The following is a 17,568-nucleotide window of genomic DNA, read 5'->3' as shown; positions in this document are numbered from 1 at the left end:
TGAGAATCCGTCGGTGAACGGTCATTGATCGTAGGAAGCTCTCCAGTGGTGAACAAGGGTGGCGATCCGGCCAATCGGAACACCGCAGCCGGGTTCCGTGGCCGATTCCTGCACCGTTCGGGAGGCGGGCGAGGCGCTCTTGACGCCCCTTCCGGCCGCTTTTCACAATGGGCCGGTCCAGCCGGGCAAGGAGCCCTTCGCAGCCCTTCGCCGGCCGCCGGGAATTTCACTGCGACCCCAGGAGTATTGCCGGATGGTGCGACTGCTCATCGGAAACGATTGGAGCGAGGAGCTGGAGGAGCCGGTCGGAACCGGCTGGGCCGTGCAGCGCTTGCTGTGGTTCGCCCGCGACGGCGACGTCCTCGTGCTGCCCGTCCCGCCCGAGGAGGACTTCCTGTCCTACGTCACCTCCCTGACGGGCACCCGGCGCGACTCCCTGCAGGTGGTCGTCCCGCCCCCCGGCCGCGCCGGCACCGGCGCGCTCACCGCGGACCGGCTCACCGACCCCGCCTTCGTCGCCGAGGTGCACGGGAGGACCGCCGGCCGGCCCGTCGAGGAGGTCTTCGCCCTCTGGCCCGACGCAGCCGTCGCAGCCGCCGCCGATGCCCTGGGCTGTCCCGGAGCCCTCGAAGGACACGCGTTCCTCACCCAGAGCGGCGGACTGCTCGGCAGCAGCAAGGCGGTCTTCCGGGCCCTGGCCGCCGGCGTGGGCGCCCCCCTGCCGGACGGCGCGGTCTGCGCCGACCCCCGGCGCGCGGAGGAGCACATCGTCCGCCTGCTGGAGGGCGGCAGCCCCGTCATCCTCAAGCAGGACTTCGGATCGGGCAGCGACGGCAACGAGATCCTCGGCCGCACGGGGGACGTGGACCTGCGCGGAGCACGCGACGTGCGGGTGCTCCCCGACCGGCCGGCGGTTTCCGCGTACCTCGCCGAGCGCTGGGACTGGCTGACGGTCGGCGGCCGCGACCGGGTCGTCGTGGAGCGCTACCACCCCGGCAGCCGCGCCTACTTCGCCGAGTTCTGGATCTCCGACGCGGGCATCCGGCTCGGCGGCCACGGCGAGATGCAGTACCGCCCCCTCCCCAACGCCCAGGTGATGCCCGCCCAGGACCTGACCGCCCGGCAGCTCGACGTGCTGCTGGACGGCGGGCACCGCATCTCGCAGGGGCTGCGGGCGGTCGGCTACCGCGGGATCCTCAGCGCGGACGCCGTCGTCACACCGGAGGGGGACGTCCTCTTCACCGAGTACAACGGCCGCGCCACCGGATCCACCCACATCTACGAGATCGTCGGCAAGCGGGTCGTCGGACCGGGCTTCGGCACCGACCGCATCCTGCTGGAGCGGGTGTGGCCCAAGCACTGGGAGGTGCCCTCGTTCACCGCCGCCCTCACCCGGCTCCGCGCGTCAGGCCACGCCTACGACCCGGTCAGCCGCCGCGGCGCGATCATCCTGGCCGCGTACCACCCCGGCCGCAAGGGCGTCATGCTCTGCTTCGCGGAAGACACCGTCGAAGCCGCCCTCCACCGCGAAAAGCTGGTCGGGCAGCTGTTCACCGCCTGAGCCTGCCAGGGCCGCCGGGGGCCGGAAACGACGAAGGCAAGGAGAGCACTCTCCTTGCCACTCTCAAGTTATAGCGCGAGAGGGGGCTTGCCGCAAGGCCCCGGGCGGGGCGCAGAATCATCGCCTCATCCCCCAGCCACGACCGCCCCGGAGGCATCGCAGTGAACGAGCAGTACGTGTGGGACCTGTGCCACGTGGACGAGACCCAGGTCGCGACCGTCGGCGGCAAGGGCGCACACCTCGGCGCGCTGTCGCGCCTCGAGGGGATCCGCGTCCCGGCGGGCTTCTGCGTGACGACCGAGGCCTTCCGACGGGTCATCGCGCAGGCACCCCGGGTCGGCGACCTGCTCGACCGCCTGTCGTACGTGGACCCGGACGACCCGGAAGCGATCCGCACGCTCAGCGCGCAGATCCGCCGGACCATCGAAGCAACCGCGGTCCCGGACGATCTCGCGGCGGCGATCGCCCGCGCACTCGCCCGGTCCGGCGAACGGGCCGCCTACGCCGTTCGCTCCAGCGCCACGGCGGAGGACCTGCCGACGGCCTCCTTCGCCGGCCAGCACGACACGTACCTCAACGTCGTGGGGCCGACGGAGGTCCTCCGGCACATCAGCCGGTGCTGGGCCTCGCTGTTCACCGAGCGCGCCGTGGCCTACCGCCGTCGCAACGGCATCGACCACCGCACGGTCCACATGGCGGTGGTCGTGCAGCAGATGGCCTTCCCGCACGCCTCCGGCATCCTCTTCACCGCCGACCCCGTCACGGGCCACCGGAAGGTCGCCACCATCGACGCCGGTTTCGGCCTCGGCGAGGCACTGGTCGCCGGCCTGGTCAACCCGGACGTCTTCACCGTGCGCGACGGCAAGGTCGTCGCCCGGACGATCGCCGCCCAACAGCGCGCCCTGACCGCTCTGCCCGCCGGCGGCACGCACGAGGTGGCGCTCCCGCCGCAGCAGCAGGAGCAGCCGGCGCTGACGGACGCGCAGGCCCTGCGGCTGGTCGAGCTCGGGCGGCGCATCGAAGCGCACTTCGGCTGCCCCCAGGACATCGAATGGTGCCTGCTGGACGACGGCTTCCGGATCGTGCAGAGCCGGCCGATCACGACGCTGTTCCCCGTCCCGGAGCGCGGCGACCGGGAGGACCGCGTCTACGTCTCCGTCGGCCACGCGCAGATGATGACCGACCCCATGAAGCCGCTGGGCTTCTCCATGTGGCAGCTGACGGCCATGGTGCCGATGCACGAGGCCGGCGGGCGGCTGTTCGTCGACGTCACCCAGCGCCTGGCCGCGCCCGCGAGCCGCGCCGCCCTGCTGGACGCCCTCGGCAAGGGCGACCCGCTGGTCCGGGACGCCTTGGAGACGGTCCTCGACCGCAGCGACGTCGTTCCCCCGCTCCCTGAACCCGAACCGGGACCGGGCCCGGCCGCCGGCGGCCCGCCGCCCGGCGGTGGCGGTGCGCCCGACCCGATCGAGACCGATCCGGCCATCGTCACCGAACTGATCGAGCGCAGCCGGACCTCCCTCGCCGCCCTCGAACGCGACATCCGGACGAAGAGCGGACCGGCGCTGTTCGACTTCCTGCTGGACGCGTTCGACGAGCACAAGCGCCTCCTCAGCGACCCGCTGAGCATTCAGGCGATCATGGCGGGCATGGAGGCCACGTGGTGGCTCAACGACAAGCTGGGGGAGTGGCTGGGAGAGAAGAACCCCGCCGACACGCTGACGCTGTCCGCCCCCGGCAACATCACCTCGCAGATGGGACTGGCCCTGCTCGACGTCGCGGACGTCATCCGCCCGCTGCCGGAGGTGGTGGCCTTCCTGCGGGACGTGCAGGACGACGGCTTCCTGGACGAGCTGGCGAAACTCCCGGGAGGATCCGAGGCCCGCGACGCCATCGAGACCTACCTCGACCGGTACGGCATGCGGTGCGTCGGCGAAATCGACATCACCAGGCCGCGCTGGCGCGAACACCCCAGCGCGCTGGTCCCGGTGATCCTCGACCACGTACGCACCTTCGAGCCGGGTGCCGCCGGGCGGCGCTTCGAGCTGGGGCGGCAGAAGGCGCACCAGAAGAAGAAGGAGGTCCTGGCACGCCTGCGCGCCCTGCCGGACGGGGACCGCAAGGCCGAGGAGACCGAGCGGATGATCGACCGGGTCCGCACCTTCATCGGGTACCGGGAGTACCCCAAGTACGCCATCATCTGCCGTTATTTCGTCTACAAGAAGGCCCTGATGCAGGAGGCCGAACGCCTCCTGCGGGCAGGCCTGCTGCCGGAGCGGGACGACGTCTTCCACCTCACCTTCGCAGAACTCCACGACGTCGTGCGCTCCGGCCGACCGGTCGACCCGCAGCTCGTCCGGCAGCGCAAGGAGGAGTTCCGGGCGCACCACGCGCTCACCCCGCCCCGCGTGCTCACCTCGGACGGCGAGGCCCTCACCGGGGCCTACCGACGGGACGACGTCCCGGCCGGCGCCCTGGCCGGCGTGGCGGTCTCGGCCGGAACCGTCGAGGGACGCGCCCGGGTCGTCCTCGACGTGGCGCAGGCCGATCTCGAACCGGGCGACATCCTGGTCACGGCCTTCACCGACCCCAGCTGGTCGCCGCTGTTCCTCCGGATCGCGGGCCTGGTGACCGAGGTGGGCGGCCTGATGACCCACGGCGCGGTGATCGCCCGGGAGTACGGCCTCCCGGCGGTCGTCGGCGTGGAGCGGGCCACCCGCCTGATCCGGGACGGCCAACGCATCCGCGTGCACGGCACCGACGGCTACGTCGAAATCCTCCCCTGACCGGTCCCCGCCCGCCGGCCGTCACTGCGGATCGGGTCGGGTGGTGGGCCTGTTCTGTTCGAGGGTCTTGGTGGCGGTGCAGCCCTTCTGGCTCATTTGGCCGATGCAACCCCACCCTTGACCGATGACCCATCCGAAGTACTGGACCGGCTGCTGAGGTACGGCCTCGGTCGTGATGGTGCCGCTGCCGCTCGGGATCCGCTGAACGTGGGATCCGGAGGTGTCGGTGTACGACGCGTCGATGTGCCATGTACAGGTCTGCGTCGTCACCTCGGGCTGAACGAGGAAAGCCATGTTCGACTGGCCGTTGCCCAGGTCGACCACGTTCTTCCGGAAGTACAACTCGCCCTGGTTCGCGCCGTCGTCGAGGACGTAAGGCCCCTTGGGCCTGTCCGTCTGCCCGCCGGCCAGGTCCCACAGCAGGCCCGGACGCGCGGAGGAGCCGGCCGGCGGGATGTCGACCACCGTCTTGGCCGTGGGCGCGCCGCAGGAGTCCTTCACGGCGGTCATGCCGTTGATCGTCAGGCCGGCGCCGCGGTCGCTGTTCAGGTTCAGTTTGAACGTCTGGGACTTGGAGCCCGGGGTTATCTCGTGCCCGTCCGCCAAGGGTTTCGGGAGGGCAGCAGTGAACGTGTACTCGATGAGTCGGCCGCCGAGAGACTTCAGGTATGCCCAGACCGACGCCTTGTTGCCCCCCTTCAAAGCGGTCAGAGCGGCCTGTTCGCGGTCGGTGAGCGGACGGTCCAGAACGATCACGACGGCTTCGGGCATGTCCTGTTCGTAGTCGATGGGCGTGATGGTGGAGACGAAGGCAGCCCCTTCGCGGTCCACGGCCTTCTGGGCGTTCTTGTCTGAGCGAGCCCGGTCGGTGGAGGTGGAACGGTCCAGAAGGTACGTCGCGTAGTAGGCGAACACGAGGCCGCCCAGGACGACGGCGACCGCGAGGGCCATGTACAGGGCGCGGTGTTGCGGTCGGAGCCGGCGAAAGCCCGGCAGGCGCTCATCGGCCAGGACGTGCCACGCCGTCGGAGCCGGCGGCTCGGGGGCCTGCGGCTCGGGCTCGGGCTGCGGTGCGCCGTTGTGGATCGCTCGGGACCGCACGGCGGAGGCGGGAAGCGGCGGCGATGCGGGTTCCGTTGCTGCGTCAGGCGAGTCCGAGCCGGAAGGCGGTGGTGGAGTCGGAGTCGTGGCCAAGGAAACCCCCGATGGGTCGGCGTGTTCGTACGGGCCGTGCAACCGCTGGGCTAAGCCTTTACGGCGGACCGGGCGTCTGAGGGAGAGGGTGAGGGGGGCGATTCCGGTCCTGTTGTTCCGGTGGCCGCGTCGAGGGCGTACACGTACCCGCCGTCACTGCCGATGTACACCACCCCGTCGACCACTGCGGGCGCTGACTTGACGGTGCCGCTGGTGGTGAAGGCCCACTTCTTGGTGCCGGTGGCCGCGTCGAGGGCGTACAGGTTGCTGTCGGCGCTGCCGATGTACACCACCCCGTTGACGACGGTGGGCCGTCCCCCCACCCAGTTGCCCGTGGCGAAGGTCCACTTCTCCGCGCCGGTGGCGGCGTCGACGGCGTACACGTTCATGTCACCGCTGCCGACGTACACCGTGCCCTGGGCCACTGCGGGCGACGACCTCACCACGCCGCCCGTGGAGTGGGACCACTTCTTGGTGCCGGTGGCCGCGTCGAGGGCGTACAGGTTCTTGTCACCACTGCCGAAGTACACGCACCCGTCGACGACGGCGGGGGACGAGCTGATGATGCCGCCGGTGGGAAACGCCCACTTCTTCGTGCCGGTGGCGGCGTCGAGGGCGTACAGGTTGCCGTCTCCGGCGCCGAAGTACACGCATCCGTCGACCACCGCGGGCGACGAACCGTCGATGCCGCCGATGGGATACGCCCACTTCTGGGCGCCGGTGGCGGCGTCCACGGCGTACGCGCCGCCCCGGGTGTGGATGTCGCCGGAACTGCCGAAGTACACGACGCCGTCGACGACTGCCGGCGACGTATTGACCGGGGTACCGGCGTGGAAGGCCCACCGCTGGGTACCGGTGGCCGCATCCAGGGCGTAGAGGTTCTCGTCCGTGCTGCCGATGTACACCAGGCCTTCGGCGACCGCGGGCGACGAGTAGATCGCGGACTCCGGGGTGAAGGACCATCTTTGCGTGCCCGTTGCCGCGTCGAGTGCGTACACGAAGGCGGGGCCGCCGGTACCGATGTACAGCACACCGCCGACCACGGCCGGCGTCGATTCGATCCAGCAGCCGACGTCGGTGAGGTGGCGCCAGAACCGTGGGGGGACAACCTCTTTTCCCTGAGCAGCGCCCTTGCCACCGCCACCGCCACCGTTGCCTTGGCTGTCGGTGCAGCCGACGACGGTGGGGCCGACGCCGACCGCGGCGACAGCGCCGAGCCCCAGGCGCAGCGCTGTGCGGCGTGAGATGTGAGCAGACCGTGGGGACGCGCCCCCGGCCGGTGTCGAGCCGAGCTGGCCGCTGAGGGCCTCGGTGGACCGATTCACCGTGCGAGTGTATGGCTCGCCCTGACACCTGCTGAGGGATTCGCCAAAACGTTCACAATCCATGCAGGCCCGTCCACATGGAGAGGGATGGCGACGTATCACCCCGACCGCGATCCACTGGTCGCGATCGCTTCGACGCCACGCCCTAGTACAGGGCTTCGCCCATCGGTGACTCTTCGCCCGTGACGTAGGCGCGGATCGCTGCCAGGTACTCGTCCCGGCCGACACGACCGTCCTTGTCGGCGTCCAGCGCGGCAAAAGCGGCGTCGGACTTGCCGACCCGGTTTCCCAGTGCTTCGCGCAGCATCGTGAACTCGGACCGGTTCAGGTGGTTGTCCCGGTCCGCGTCAGCGAGGTCGAACAGGGCGCCGAGCGCGTACTTGCAGATGGTGTCGAACTTCTCGGCGTCCACCCAGTCCGTGTACTCGTCGAACGTCATGATGCCGTCGCCGTTGGCGTCCATGGCCGCCCAGGCCCGCTCCCCCTTGGCGTAGGCGGCAAGGACGAGCGGGTCGTCGTCGGCGCGTCCGGACGCCTTCACCGCCCGTTCGATCCGGACGAAGTAGTCGTGCCGGGAGGCGACTCCGTCTCCGTCCATGTCCAGCATGGCGAAGACGCGCGCCTTCGGGGCTTCTACGACCTGAGGGTCAGGCATGGGGGCAGTCTTTCTGTGCGGGGTGATTTTCCGGGCTCGCACTCAAGCGAGCGGTGCGGTCGGCGTGATCGTCAGGGCGGCGGGGCCCGCGACCCTGGCGGGCAGGCCGCAAGGGGGCAGCGGGATCGTGCCGGTGACGCCGGCACCGGCGTACTTGCCCTCCATGACGGTTCCGGTCACACGGAGGTCGGCCCTGCCCGGCTCGATGGCCACCTCGATGGGGATCTCGATCTCGCTGGTCGTCCCGTCAGGCCAGGTCAACGTCTCGCGGGTGGTGGCGCTCAGCTTGGTGCAGCTGCTGTTCGCCGTTCCTTCGACCACCGACTCGACCGCGGTCGGAACAAGGAGGTCATCCCCCGAGCAGACATAGCTCCGTGTTCCCTTGTACGTCTGCGGCGTCGGCTGGTCTTTGAGCCCGTCGGACTGGATGTCGGAGGTACCGACACATTTCACCGGCAGCACGGGGGCAGGCACCGCGACGGCAGCCGTTCCGGCTGACAGCAGGGCAGCAGCAGCGCAACCGGCGCTCACGACATGGACGAGAAGGGGGAGGCGCACTGGGAGAGTTCTCTCTGCTCGAAAGGGAACGAAGCGGCACATCTGCGATCGTTGCACCGGCGAGACCGAAATGGGTCCCCTCGGCGGGGGGAATCACTCGGACGGTGGGCAGGCTGATGGTTGCGGATCACGATCAGCTGTGGATCGCGCGAGGCCCGGCCTCCCGGTGCCGCACTCGCCTTGCGAGACCTGGGCGGAAGGCCGAAGCTGAACGTGAGGCATGCCTACCGACCAATGGACCGAGCGCAGACGGCTGCGGGGTTCGGCCACCGCGGCCCCTGCAGGGAGCGATTCCCATGAGGCTTGTCGTCGATCTCAACCGGTGCCAGGGGTTCGCGCAGTGCGTCTTCCTCGCCCCGGACGTCTTCGCCCTCCACGGGGACGAGGCGCTGCTGTTCTCCCCTCGCTTCGACGAGGCACAGCGTGACCGGGTGGCGAAGGCTGCCGCAGCCTGCCCGGTCCAGGCCATCCTCGTCGACTACTCCGACGAGCCGACGAACCGGGTGGAGCCCCATGTCCGCTGAACAGGACGTCGAGCTCCTGCGGCGCCAGGGCCGGATCGTGGTCGTCGGCGCCTCGCTGGCCGGCCTGCGCGCGGCGGAGGCCTTGCGAGAGAAGGGCTTCACCGGCTCACTGACCATGATCGGCGACGAGCCGTACGAACCCTACGACCGGCCTCCGCTGTCCAAGCAGGTGCTGCTCGGACGGGCACGCCCCGAGGACACCGCGCTGCCGAGGCGGCGCGACATCCACGCCGAATGGCGTCTGGGCGTCGCCGCCGAGGCCCTGGACCGGAACGCCAAGCAGGTGCGCCTGGCGAACGGCGACACCGTCCCCTACGACCGCCTGCTGATCACTACCGGGACCAGAGCACGGCCTTGGTTCCACCCGGAAGAGGCTGCGCTGGAGGGGGTGTTCGGGCTGCGTACCTGCGACGACTCCGCCCGCCTGCACCGGAAGCTGACCGGTGGCGTGTCCCGGGTGCTGGTGATCGGCGCCGGCTTCACGGGCTCGGAGGTCGCCTCCGCCTGCCGGGAGTCCGGCCTCGAGGTCACGGTCGCCGAACGCGGCCCGGCACCGCTGGTGGGTGCGCTCGGCGGAGTGATCGGCGCCGTCGCGGACCGGCTGCAGCGCAAGCACGGAGTCGACCTGCGCTGCGGCGTCAGCGTCACCGCCCTCGAGGGCGACGACATGGGACGACTGCGGCGCGCCCATCTGTCCGACGGTTCTGCGATCGACGTGGAAGTGGCGGTCGTCTCGCTCGGTGCCATGCGGAACACCGAATGGCTGGCCGGTTCGGGGGTGGCCGCGGGCCCGCGGGGCATCGCGTGCGACGCCGGATGCCGGGTGTTCGACGTGAACGGCATCGTCACCGACGACATCTACGCCGCCGGGGACGTCGCCCGCAGCCCCCACCCGCTGTTCGACTACCAGTTCCTGGCGCTGGAGCACTGGGGCAACGCGGTCGAACAGGCCCAGATCGCCGCCCACAACATGATCTGCGCCGGTCCGGAGCGCCGTCCGCACCTGTGGGTGCCGATGTTCTGGTCCACCCAGTTCGGTGTCAACATCAAGTCGGTGGGTGTACCTTCGCTGGGCGACCAGCTGGTCGTCGCCCAGGGGGCCCTCGACGAGGAACGGTTCGTCGCGGTGTACGGATACCGCGGCCGCGTCATTGCCGCGGCGTCCTTCGACGGAGCCAAGTGGCTGGGGTTCTACGAGCAGCAGATCGCGTCCGGCGCGCCGTTCCCGCCGCAGTACCGCACGGTCGACCGCCGGACCGAGACGCTGAACCCGGTCGACCCGGCCTTCCCCGACCCCCATCTGCCCACCCATGGGGCCACGGTCACGCTGACGGGCCACTCACCGAGCGAGCGGCGTGTCGCGTTCGTTCCGTCGCATGCCTGATCACCGGCCCCGTAACGCCCGGAGCCCTCAGGAGTCACCATGACGTCCGGCAGCATCCTCGCGCAGATCACCGACTACGCCCATCGGGCCGATCCGTACCCGCTCTACGCGGAATTGCGCAAGCAACCGGTCAGGCGGGAGGAGGACGGCTCCTACCTGGTCAGCACCTACTACGAGGTACGGAGTCTGGCCAATGACCCGCGACTGAGCAACGACACGAGCAACCGTCTGCCCGGCCACACCCGCCCCGGGCAACCAGCGGCGGAGTCGGGCTTGCCGCCCAGCTTCATCTTCACCGACCCGCCCGTGCACGACCGGCTGCGCGAGACCATCAACCGGCCTTTCGGCCCCCCACACAGCCCCACGTTCCTCGACGGGCTGCGCGGAGACCTGGCCAAGACCGTCACCGAGCTGCTCGACGCTTTCGACGGCAAGGACCAGGTCGACATCGTGGAGGATTTCGCCTATCCCCTTCCCGTCACCGCCATCTGCAAGGTACTGGGCGTGCCGCGCGAGGACGAACCGCGTTTCCACGCCTGGGCCGACGCCCTGGCATCGTCCATCGACCCCCACTCCGGCGACGACGGCGGCCCGGAGAAGGCACAGCGGGCACGCCTGGAGATGGGCGCCTACCTGACCGGGCTGATCGAGACCAAACGCAGCCACCCCGGCCCCGGAATCCTCAGCGCCCTCGCCCCCACCATGACCCCGGCCGACCTGGAAGCCACCGCGGTGCTGCTCTTGGTCGCCGGCCACGAGACCACCGTCAACGCGATCACCAACACGACCCTCACTCTGCTGCGCCACCCCGACATCCTCGATCGGTTCCGGAAGGACCCGGCCCTGGCCGTCCCGCTCATCGAGGAAGTGCTGCGGTACGAGCCCCCGGTCCAGTTCGTCCCGTGGACCACCGCCCTGGCCGACATCGACATCGCCGGCACCACGATCCCCAAGGGCTCGCCCGTCTGGCTCATGCTGGCCGCCGCCAACCGCGACCCCCAGCGCTTCGAGGACCCGGACCGGTTCGATCCCGACCGAAAGGACAACGAGCACCTGGGCTTCTACACCGGCATCCACTACTGCTTCGGCGCCCCGCTCGCCCGCATGGAACTGCAGCTGGCCGTGCCCGAACTCTTCCGCCGGGTGACGTTCTCCCGGCTGCTCGAGGATCCGCCTCCGTACCGCGCCAACGCGGTGCTGCGCGGCCCGCGCCACCTTCCTGTGGCCATCGAGGGCCTGACCGTCTGAGCACTCGACGCGGTTCAGGGCATTTCGGGTGTCGGCCTGACGAGGTCGCCCGCAGAGGGTTGGGCCGTTCGTGTCGGCGTGCGGGAGTGGTGCCGGCGCCGTCAGTGGGGGGCCGGTCCGGCGGGCTTCGGGGACCGGGTGGTGCGACTGCTGGTGCCGGATCGTAGGCTGCGGGCATGGCCGAAATTCAGAACCCGACACCCCGCGACGCCTTCGAGCTGCTGCTGGCCGGTAACCAGCGCTTCGTCTCAGGAACCCCCGAACACCCGAACCAGGACGCACTCCGCCGCGCCGAGACTGCACCGTCCCAGCAGCCCTTCGCCGTGCTGTTCGGGTGCTCGGACTCCCGGCTGGCCGCCGAGATAATCTTCGACCGCGGCCTGGGAGACCTGTTCGTGGTGCGCACCGCCGGCCATGTCGCCGGTACGGAGGTACTCGGCTCGATCGAGTTCGGCGTGAGCGTCCTCAACGCGCCGCTGGTGGTCGTCCTCGGCCACGACTCGTGCGGCGCCGTCGCCGCGGCCTGCTCCGCCCTCGAGGACGGGCGGACGCCGGGCGGCTTCGTCCGGGACGTGGTCGAACGAGTGACGCCGAGCGTGCTGGCGGCCCGCGCTGCCGGACGCGAGACGGCCGACGAGATTCTGGCCGAGCACATCGAGAACACCGTGGACCTGCTGCTCGAGCGCTCCCGTGTCCTGGCCGAGCGGGTGGCCGCCGGCCGCCTCGGCGTGGTGGGACTCTCGTACCGGCTTGCCGACGGCAGCGCCCAGCTGGTCGCCAGCCGCGGCTTCGATGCCGCGGTTCCCGCGGCGTCCTGACCGCCCCGTTCCCGCAGGCACCGCGCGCCGAGCCCCGCGCCCCGCGCCGACCTGGCGCGGGGTACGGCGCCGGTGCCGGTCACACAGTGTGGCGGGGTCCTGCGGCGCGGCGGAGCCGGTTGGCGATCGCCAACCCAAGGCCCTCTTCACCCGGCAGGGAAGCGACGATGAGGTCGCACCCCTGCCGGTCGAATGCGCGCAGGAACCCGTACAGCCCGCGGGCGTAGGCGGACATCGCGGTGGGGACCGCCACCACGGCGTGTGCCTTCACGGGGGTGTCGGCGAAGGGGGCAGGCAGGAAGACGCCCACACGGTGCCCCAGCTCCTGAGCGAGTTCCGCTTCGGCGACGACTTGCTCGGGCTCGACGAGGACGACCCGCGCACGCGGTGCGTAGTGGGACGGATGCTGGCCCGGTACCCGGACGGGGCTGGACGAAGGGACTGCCGGCGGGTATCCCAGCACCGCTTCGAGGTCCTCGGAGGTCACCCCGCCCGGGCGCAGGATGGTCGGGACGTCGCCGGTGGTGTCGACGATGGTGGACTCGACGCCGACCTCGCACGGGCCGCCGTCCAGGACGAAGTCGACGGCGTCGCCGAGCTCGGCGAGGACGTCGTGTGCGGTGGTGGGGCTGACAGAGCCGAAGCGGTTCGCGGACGGGGCCGTGATGCCGCCGCCGAAGGCCGCCAGCAGTGAGAGTGCGACGGGATGGTCGGGCACGCGTACGGCGACCGTCTCCAGGCCACCGGTCGCCTCGAGAGGCACTCGGGGACCGCGGCGCAGGACCAGCGTGAGGGGGCCCGGCCAGAAGTGCTCCGCCAGCAGGCGGGCGGCCTGGGGCACGTCCGCGACCCAGTCGTCCAGCTCCTCCGCCCTGCCGATGTGGACGATCAGCGGGTGGGTGGGCGGGCGTCCCTTGACCTGGAAGATGCGTGAGACGGCGGCGGGGTCCTCGGCGTTGGCACCCAGTCCGTAGACGGTCTCGGTCGGGAGGGCCACCAGCCCGCCGCTGCGCAGCACACCGGCCGCCTTCTCGATGTCATACGTGCTTGCTGTCACCCTGACCATCCTAAGGCGGTTCGCGGATGAGCTGGGCCGGCGCCCACTGGGGCCATGGGGCCCGAGTCCGTTGCCAGCGCCTCCCGCGCGCTGCTTGGCGCGTTTCGTGGTCGGGAGCAGCCGGCAGGGCGGTTCTCGGAGCGCGGCTCTATGCAGAGGCGCTCGCGGCCGGACCGCTGTCCCAGGCAGCGCTGCCGCGGTGGTCCGGCTTGGTGTGCAGTCGGGCCGGTACGGGGGGATGGGGGCACTCGGAACGCCCGCTCCGTGGCCATCCGTATGATCATCGCTCCCTCTTCCCAGTGAAGGTCGAAGAATCAGCGATGCCACTCCGCAACACCCGCGGCAAGTACGCCGCTTGGGTCGCCACAGCAGTAGCGGCGGTCCTGTCGGTTCCCCTGATCGGTTCCCCCGCTCACGCGGCCCCCGGAGACCCGGCGGCCGCGTCCTCGTTCAACCTCAAGTCCGGACCCGACCTGAGCGCCCACGTGGCCGACCTGAAAGCGGCCCTGCCCACGCAGGGCGTTCAGGACCTCCTCGACCAGGGCAACCGGGTCGCGAAGACGGGCGCGTCGTGCACCACGGATCCGTTCGGCTCGGGCGACGACGGCAAGGTGCTCGCCCCTGCCCAGAAGCTCTGCTGGGATCCCGGCGACTCCGCCACCGACGAGTGGATCCCCCAGGGCATGACCGGTGTGTCGGACGCCCAGTCCGACGAGCTGTGGGGCTCGCGCAAGCCACTGGTCACCGCCTGGTACGACAAGGCCGGCAGCAAGGGCGTGCGGCTGTCGTTCCTGGACCCGCAGACCGCGATACCCGGCGACCCCGACGGCCGGCGCTACCGCCACGTCCTGCTGGTGGAGCCGTACTACAACAGCTACAACCACGTCTCCTACAAAGCGGTCGACATCCACGCGGGCGGCATCGCCTGGTACAAGTACTACCTCTACGTCGCGGACACCCTGAACGGCCTGCGCGTGTTCGACATGCGTTCCATCCTGGACCTCAACCCGGACCAGAACGCCTCGGTGGACGACACCACGCCGGACGGCCTGAAGAGCAACGTCCGGGACGACACGCAGGTCGGCCGACAGAACAACGTCTACTACGGCTACACGTACCGGTACGTGATGCCGCAGGTGGCCTCGTACAAGTTCGTCAGCGCCCAGGGCAACACCTCCGCCGCGACCTGCGCGGCCACCGGAGCGCCGAAGGCGTCGTACATCTCCGTCGACCGCAGCGCCACCACCGCTCCGGCCCTGGTCATGGGCGAGTACTGCGACTCCGACGACGCGCACCCCGAGAAGGGCCGGGTCGGCACACTGCCCATCGATGACGCCACCGGCCTCCTGAAGTCGGCCAACGGCGTGGTCGCCGCGACGGGCGCGTTCTACCTGCCCCGCGACCTCACCCAGGGCGCGGCACGCTACGACGGCATGTACTACTTCAACCGCAGCTGGACCACCCACAGCGGCAGCCTGCGCCGGGCGACCGTCTCCGGCGGCCGGCTGGTGGACTACGGCGCCAACATCACCAATGCGGTCGGTCCCGAGGACCTGTCCTTCGAACACGGGCAGAGCGTGCCGGGCGGCGGCACGCAGTACCTGTGGTCGCTGACCGAACACCGCATGGACACCACCGACCCGACCTGCACGGACGCCGGCTCCCCCTGCGGCCGGGTCATCTACGCGCACCGCGTGACCGACATCCTGGCCCGCCCCTAGCCCGCGCACCACCCCCGTCGGGGCCGCTGCCACCCGGGCGGCGGCCCCGGCGGTGCCCGGCGGGGCCCAGGCAGCCCCTGGCCGCCCGGCCGCCGCACCCGCGCCCTGCTGCCGACGACCGGTTCGGCCCCCGGGGGCGCGTACGGTCTGCCGACGACGATGGATCAGCGGGGGTTCCTGAGACAGGGGGAACACCCGGGCCGGCGGATGCGGTTGCATCGACTGCGGTGATCGCGGCACGCCCGCCGCGTCCTCGGACGAAGAAGTATCCCTGCAGGAGGACTGTTTTCCATGACTGACCGGCCCTTGACGCTCATGGCAGTGCACGCCCACCCCGACGACGAGGCCACGGGAACCGGAGGGGTCCTCGCGCGGTACGCGGCGGAAGGCATCCGCACGGTTCTCGTCACGTGTACCGACGGCCGTTGCGGTGACGGACCGGGAGGGGTCAAGCCCGGTGACCCCGGGCACGATCCGGCGGCCGTCGCCCTGATGCGCGGTGAAGAACTGAAGGCGAGCTGTGCCGTTCTCGAGGTCAGCGATCTGGAGACGCTGGACTATGCGGACTCGGGGATGATGGGCTGGCCGAGCAACGACGCCCCCGGATCCTTCTGGCAGACCCCTGTGGAGGAGGGCGCAGCCCGACTTGCGGAACTGATGCGGCACTACCGACCCGACGTGGTCGTCACGTACGACGAGAACGGCTTCTACGGCCACCCCGACCACATCCAGGCCCACCGCATCACGATGGCGGCGCTGGAGATGACCGCGCTGACGCCGAAGGTGTACTGGACGACGGTGCCGCGCTCGACGATGCAGCGTTTCGGGGAGGTCATGCGCGAGTTCCAGGAGGACATGCCGGAGCCGGACCCCGCCGAGGCCGCAGCGCTGGCGGAGATCGGCCTCCCCGACGATGAGATCACCACCTGGGTGGACACCACCGCCTTCAGCGGCCAGAAGTTCGATGCCCTGGCTGCGCACGCCAGCCAGGGCGAGAACATCTTCTTCCTCAGGATGGGCAAGGAGAGGTTCGGCGCGCTGATGGGCACGGAGACCTTCGTGCGCGTCAAGGACTCCACCGGCGCGCCCGTCCCCGAGAACGACCTCTTCGCCGGACTGCGCTGACCAGCCAGCCAGCCGGCCAGCCCGCCCGCCCGCCGGGCCGCCGCCCGCCCCCGCCGAGGCGGAGGCGGGCGGCTTCGTGCACGGCCGTCTGCGGCGCCCTGGACCGAGTCTCTGCCCCACCGTTCAGGAGCGGGTTGCCGTGAGTTCGGTGTAGGGGATCGTCGTGAAGCCGGAGTCGTACTGGTCGACGCCGTACCTGTCGGCGCTTTCGACGTCGGTCGACAGGCGGCCCCGGGAATCCAAGGGGGAGATCTGATGGCGGAGCCCGCTCTCGGTCTTGCCGATCCACCGGGTCGAGGCAATGTAGCGGGGCCTGCGCGTCACATTGATGATGTTGTTGTTGTGACGCACGCGCCCGAAGTGCATGACGTAGTCGTTGCAGGGGGTGGGGCACTCGAAATATCTGCCCGGCTTCTCGTTCCATGAGTAAATCGGAACATAATACTTTGCGTCGATCTTTGCCCGGTCTCCTCTCATGAAGATGGCTGTCATTTTGGTCATGGTGAGGTCGTAATCTTTGCCCGTGGGAATCTGGATCACTCGATCCGTGATGAAGTCGGTCCCCGGCGCGATCCATGAGCCTTCGGCGACGACCGGCCCGGTGCCGATGAGCGTGAACCTGGTGGGCTGCACGTGAAGCTCGGTGTCCACCTGGGCAACCATGTCCGTCCGCCATGTGTTCTGGTCCAGCTCGGTCTTCTTCGCATCGAAGGCGGATTCTCGCCCCCACACGCCGTAGAAACTGTCGAGAACGTAGGCCGGTACGGCGCCGTCGTTTGCGACCCGGAGCTTTACCGGAAGGTACACGAGAGGGCGGTTCGGATCCTTGCTCGGTGTCCCGAATTTCGCCTCCACCTTGAAGTGGAAGAGCGCCGTACTGGGCTGGTACACCGAGGAGTAGACGAAATTGGCCGACGCCAGTACGGCGGTGGCCACCACGCCGGCGGTGAAGCTCTTCGGATGCGGGATCCCCTGCCAGGCCCGCTCCTGCCGGACCGCCCAGGCCGCCCACAGCGCCCACGCCGACAGCGCGAGGAACGCCGGCAGGTACGGCGTCCACTCCCGCTCCTGGAACCACACCGTCAGCAGCAGTGCCTCCGTCGCCCATGTGACGAGTACGCCCACCAGCACCACCGCACCCGAGTACGGCATGGCCCGCTTCCCCCAAAAATCGAACACCGCAGCCGCTGCGACGACCTGCAGGGCTCCCGCGAGCACGAAGAGCATCCCCGCCAAACGCCCGGAGAAGGTCAGAGCCCCCACAGCGTCCACCATCCCGATGCGGGCAAGGAGGAATGCGGACACCAGCAGTCCGCCGGACAGTACGGCGATGGTGGCGCGGCGGCGGCCCGCGCGGTCGGGCCAGGTGGAGCTGTCCGCCCCGCGCCAGGCCACGCGGGCCCGATCCGCCAAGTCCGTGTCGGCCGGCACCCCCGCGCGGCGCAGCTGTTTGCGCAGATCACGCAGGGACCAGGCGCTCCCGGCCGGCTTGCCGTTGACGGTGACCGCGCGCAGACCGCGTTCGTCTGGCGCCTCCACCACCACCCTGCGCGTGTTCATGCCCCCAGATTCAGGGCCGGGCCGTGGCAGCGCACCCGGGGTTACTCCACCG

Annotated in this window: 14 protein-coding genes; 8 read left to right on the top strand and 6 right to left on the bottom strand. The window is 70.2% G+C overall.

Annotated elements, in window-relative coordinates; translation table 11 throughout:
- The first annotated feature begins 253 nt into the window (after nucleotides 1-253).
- Together AB0953_RS24940 and rph are read left to right on the top strand one after the other, a co-directional pair.
- The gene (locus tag AB0953_RS24940; RefSeq protein WP_366861783.1) at nucleotides 254-1,561 is read left to right on the top strand and encodes a peptide ligase PGM1-related protein; all 1,308 of its coding nucleotides are present in this window, start codon (nucleotides 254-256) and stop codon (nucleotides 1,559-1,561) included.
- Between the two features lie 161 nt (nucleotides 1,562-1,722).
- Nucleotides 1,723-4,347, top strand: coding sequence for a rifamycin-inactivating phosphotransferase (gene rph / locus AB0953_RS24935; RefSeq protein ID WP_366861782.1), 2,625 nt, complete (start codon nucleotides 1,723-1,725; stop codon nucleotides 4,345-4,347).
- A 21-nt stretch (nucleotides 4,348-4,368) separates the two neighbouring features.
- Here the strand turns inward: rph and AB0953_RS24930 are convergent, their stop codons facing one another.
- The 4 genes from AB0953_RS24930 to AB0953_RS24915 all read right to left on the bottom strand — a co-directional run bounded on the left by AB0953_RS24930 (nucleotide 4,369) and on the right by AB0953_RS24915 (nucleotide 8,052).
- Nucleotides 4,369-5,298: a hypothetical protein gene (locus AB0953_RS24930; protein ID WP_366861781.1), complete on the bottom strand. Its 930-nt coding sequence runs from the start codon at nucleotides 5,296-5,298 to the stop codon at nucleotides 4,369-4,371.
- Nucleotides 5,299-5,591: 293 nt separating this feature from the next.
- Complete coding sequence (locus AB0953_RS24925; protein WP_366861779.1) at nucleotides 5,592-6,866, bottom strand: PQQ-binding-like beta-propeller repeat protein; 1,275 nt, start codon at nucleotides 6,864-6,866, stop codon at nucleotides 5,592-5,594.
- A gap of 145 nt (nucleotides 6,867-7,011) precedes the next feature.
- The gene (locus AB0953_RS24920) at nucleotides 7,012-7,521 is read right to left on the bottom strand and encodes an EF-hand domain-containing protein (protein ID WP_366861778.1); all 510 of its coding nucleotides are present in this window, start codon (nucleotides 7,519-7,521) and stop codon (nucleotides 7,012-7,014) included.
- 42 nt (nucleotides 7,522-7,563) lie between these two features.
- The gene (locus tag AB0953_RS24915; RefSeq protein ID WP_366861777.1) at nucleotides 7,564-8,052 is read right to left on the bottom strand and encodes a hypothetical protein; all 489 of its coding nucleotides are present in this window, start codon (nucleotides 8,050-8,052) and stop codon (nucleotides 7,564-7,566) included.
- A 323-nt stretch (nucleotides 8,053-8,375) separates the two neighbouring features.
- On the opposite strand from AB0953_RS24915, the gene AB0953_RS24910 reads away from it, so the two are divergent.
- From AB0953_RS24910 to AB0953_RS24895, 4 genes are all read left to right on the top strand, one after another.
- Nucleotides 8,376-8,603: a ferredoxin gene (locus AB0953_RS24910; RefSeq protein WP_366861776.1), complete on the top strand. Its 228-nt coding sequence runs from the start codon at nucleotides 8,376-8,378 to the stop codon at nucleotides 8,601-8,603.
- Nucleotides 8,593-9,987 (top strand): FAD-dependent oxidoreductase, encoded by a 1,395-nt coding sequence (locus AB0953_RS24905; RefSeq protein WP_366861774.1) that lies wholly within the window; start codon nucleotides 8,593-8,595, stop codon nucleotides 9,985-9,987. Before AB0953_RS24910 ends, AB0953_RS24905 begins: the two co-directional genes overlap by 11 nt.
- Nucleotides 9,988-10,026: 39 nt before the next feature.
- The gene (locus tag AB0953_RS24900) at nucleotides 10,027-11,235 is read left to right on the top strand and encodes a cytochrome P450 (RefSeq protein WP_366861773.1); all 1,209 of its coding nucleotides are present in this window, start codon (nucleotides 10,027-10,029) and stop codon (nucleotides 11,233-11,235) included.
- A 176-nt stretch (nucleotides 11,236-11,411) separates the two neighbouring features.
- A complete protein-coding gene (locus AB0953_RS24895) occupies nucleotides 11,412-12,053 on the top strand; it encodes a carbonic anhydrase (RefSeq protein ID WP_366861772.1) in 642 nt (213 codons plus the stop codon).
- 79 nt (nucleotides 12,054-12,132) lie between these two features.
- On the opposite strand, the gene AB0953_RS24890 is transcribed toward AB0953_RS24895, so the two are convergent.
- Nucleotides 12,133-13,119: an L-threonylcarbamoyladenylate synthase gene (locus AB0953_RS24890; RefSeq protein WP_366861771.1), complete on the bottom strand. Its 987-nt coding sequence runs from the start codon at nucleotides 13,117-13,119 to the stop codon at nucleotides 12,133-12,135.
- Nucleotides 13,120-13,430: 311 nt separating this feature from the next.
- Between AB0953_RS24890 and AB0953_RS24885 the strand changes: the two genes are divergently transcribed.
- Both AB0953_RS24885 and AB0953_RS24880 read left to right on the top strand, forming a co-directional pair.
- Nucleotides 13,431-14,831 carry a hypothetical protein gene (locus AB0953_RS24885; RefSeq protein ID WP_366861770.1) on the top strand — a complete coding sequence of 467 codons (1,401 nt, stop codon included), beginning with the start codon at nucleotides 13,431-13,433 and terminating at the stop codon, nucleotides 14,829-14,831.
- Between the two features lie 291 nt (nucleotides 14,832-15,122).
- Nucleotides 15,123-15,956, top strand: coding sequence for a PIG-L family deacetylase (locus tag AB0953_RS24880; RefSeq protein ID WP_366861769.1), 834 nt, complete (start codon nucleotides 15,123-15,125; stop codon nucleotides 15,954-15,956).
- Between the two features lie 123 nt (nucleotides 15,957-16,079).
- Here the strand turns inward: AB0953_RS24880 and AB0953_RS24875 are convergent, their stop codons facing one another.
- Complete coding sequence (locus AB0953_RS24875) at nucleotides 16,080-17,516, bottom strand: hypothetical protein (protein WP_366861768.1); 1,437 nt, start codon at nucleotides 17,514-17,516, stop codon at nucleotides 16,080-16,082.
- Nucleotides 17,517-17,568 lie beyond the last annotated feature (52 nt).

Source organism: Streptomyces sp. NPDC046866 (assembly GCF_040704625.1).
In the GTDB taxonomy this organism is placed as follows: Bacteria; Actinomycetota; Actinomycetes; order Streptomycetales; family Streptomycetaceae; genus Streptomyces.
The sequence above is the reverse complement of the archived record's forward strand: the minus strand, read 5'-3'. Positions and strand labels throughout refer to the sequence as shown.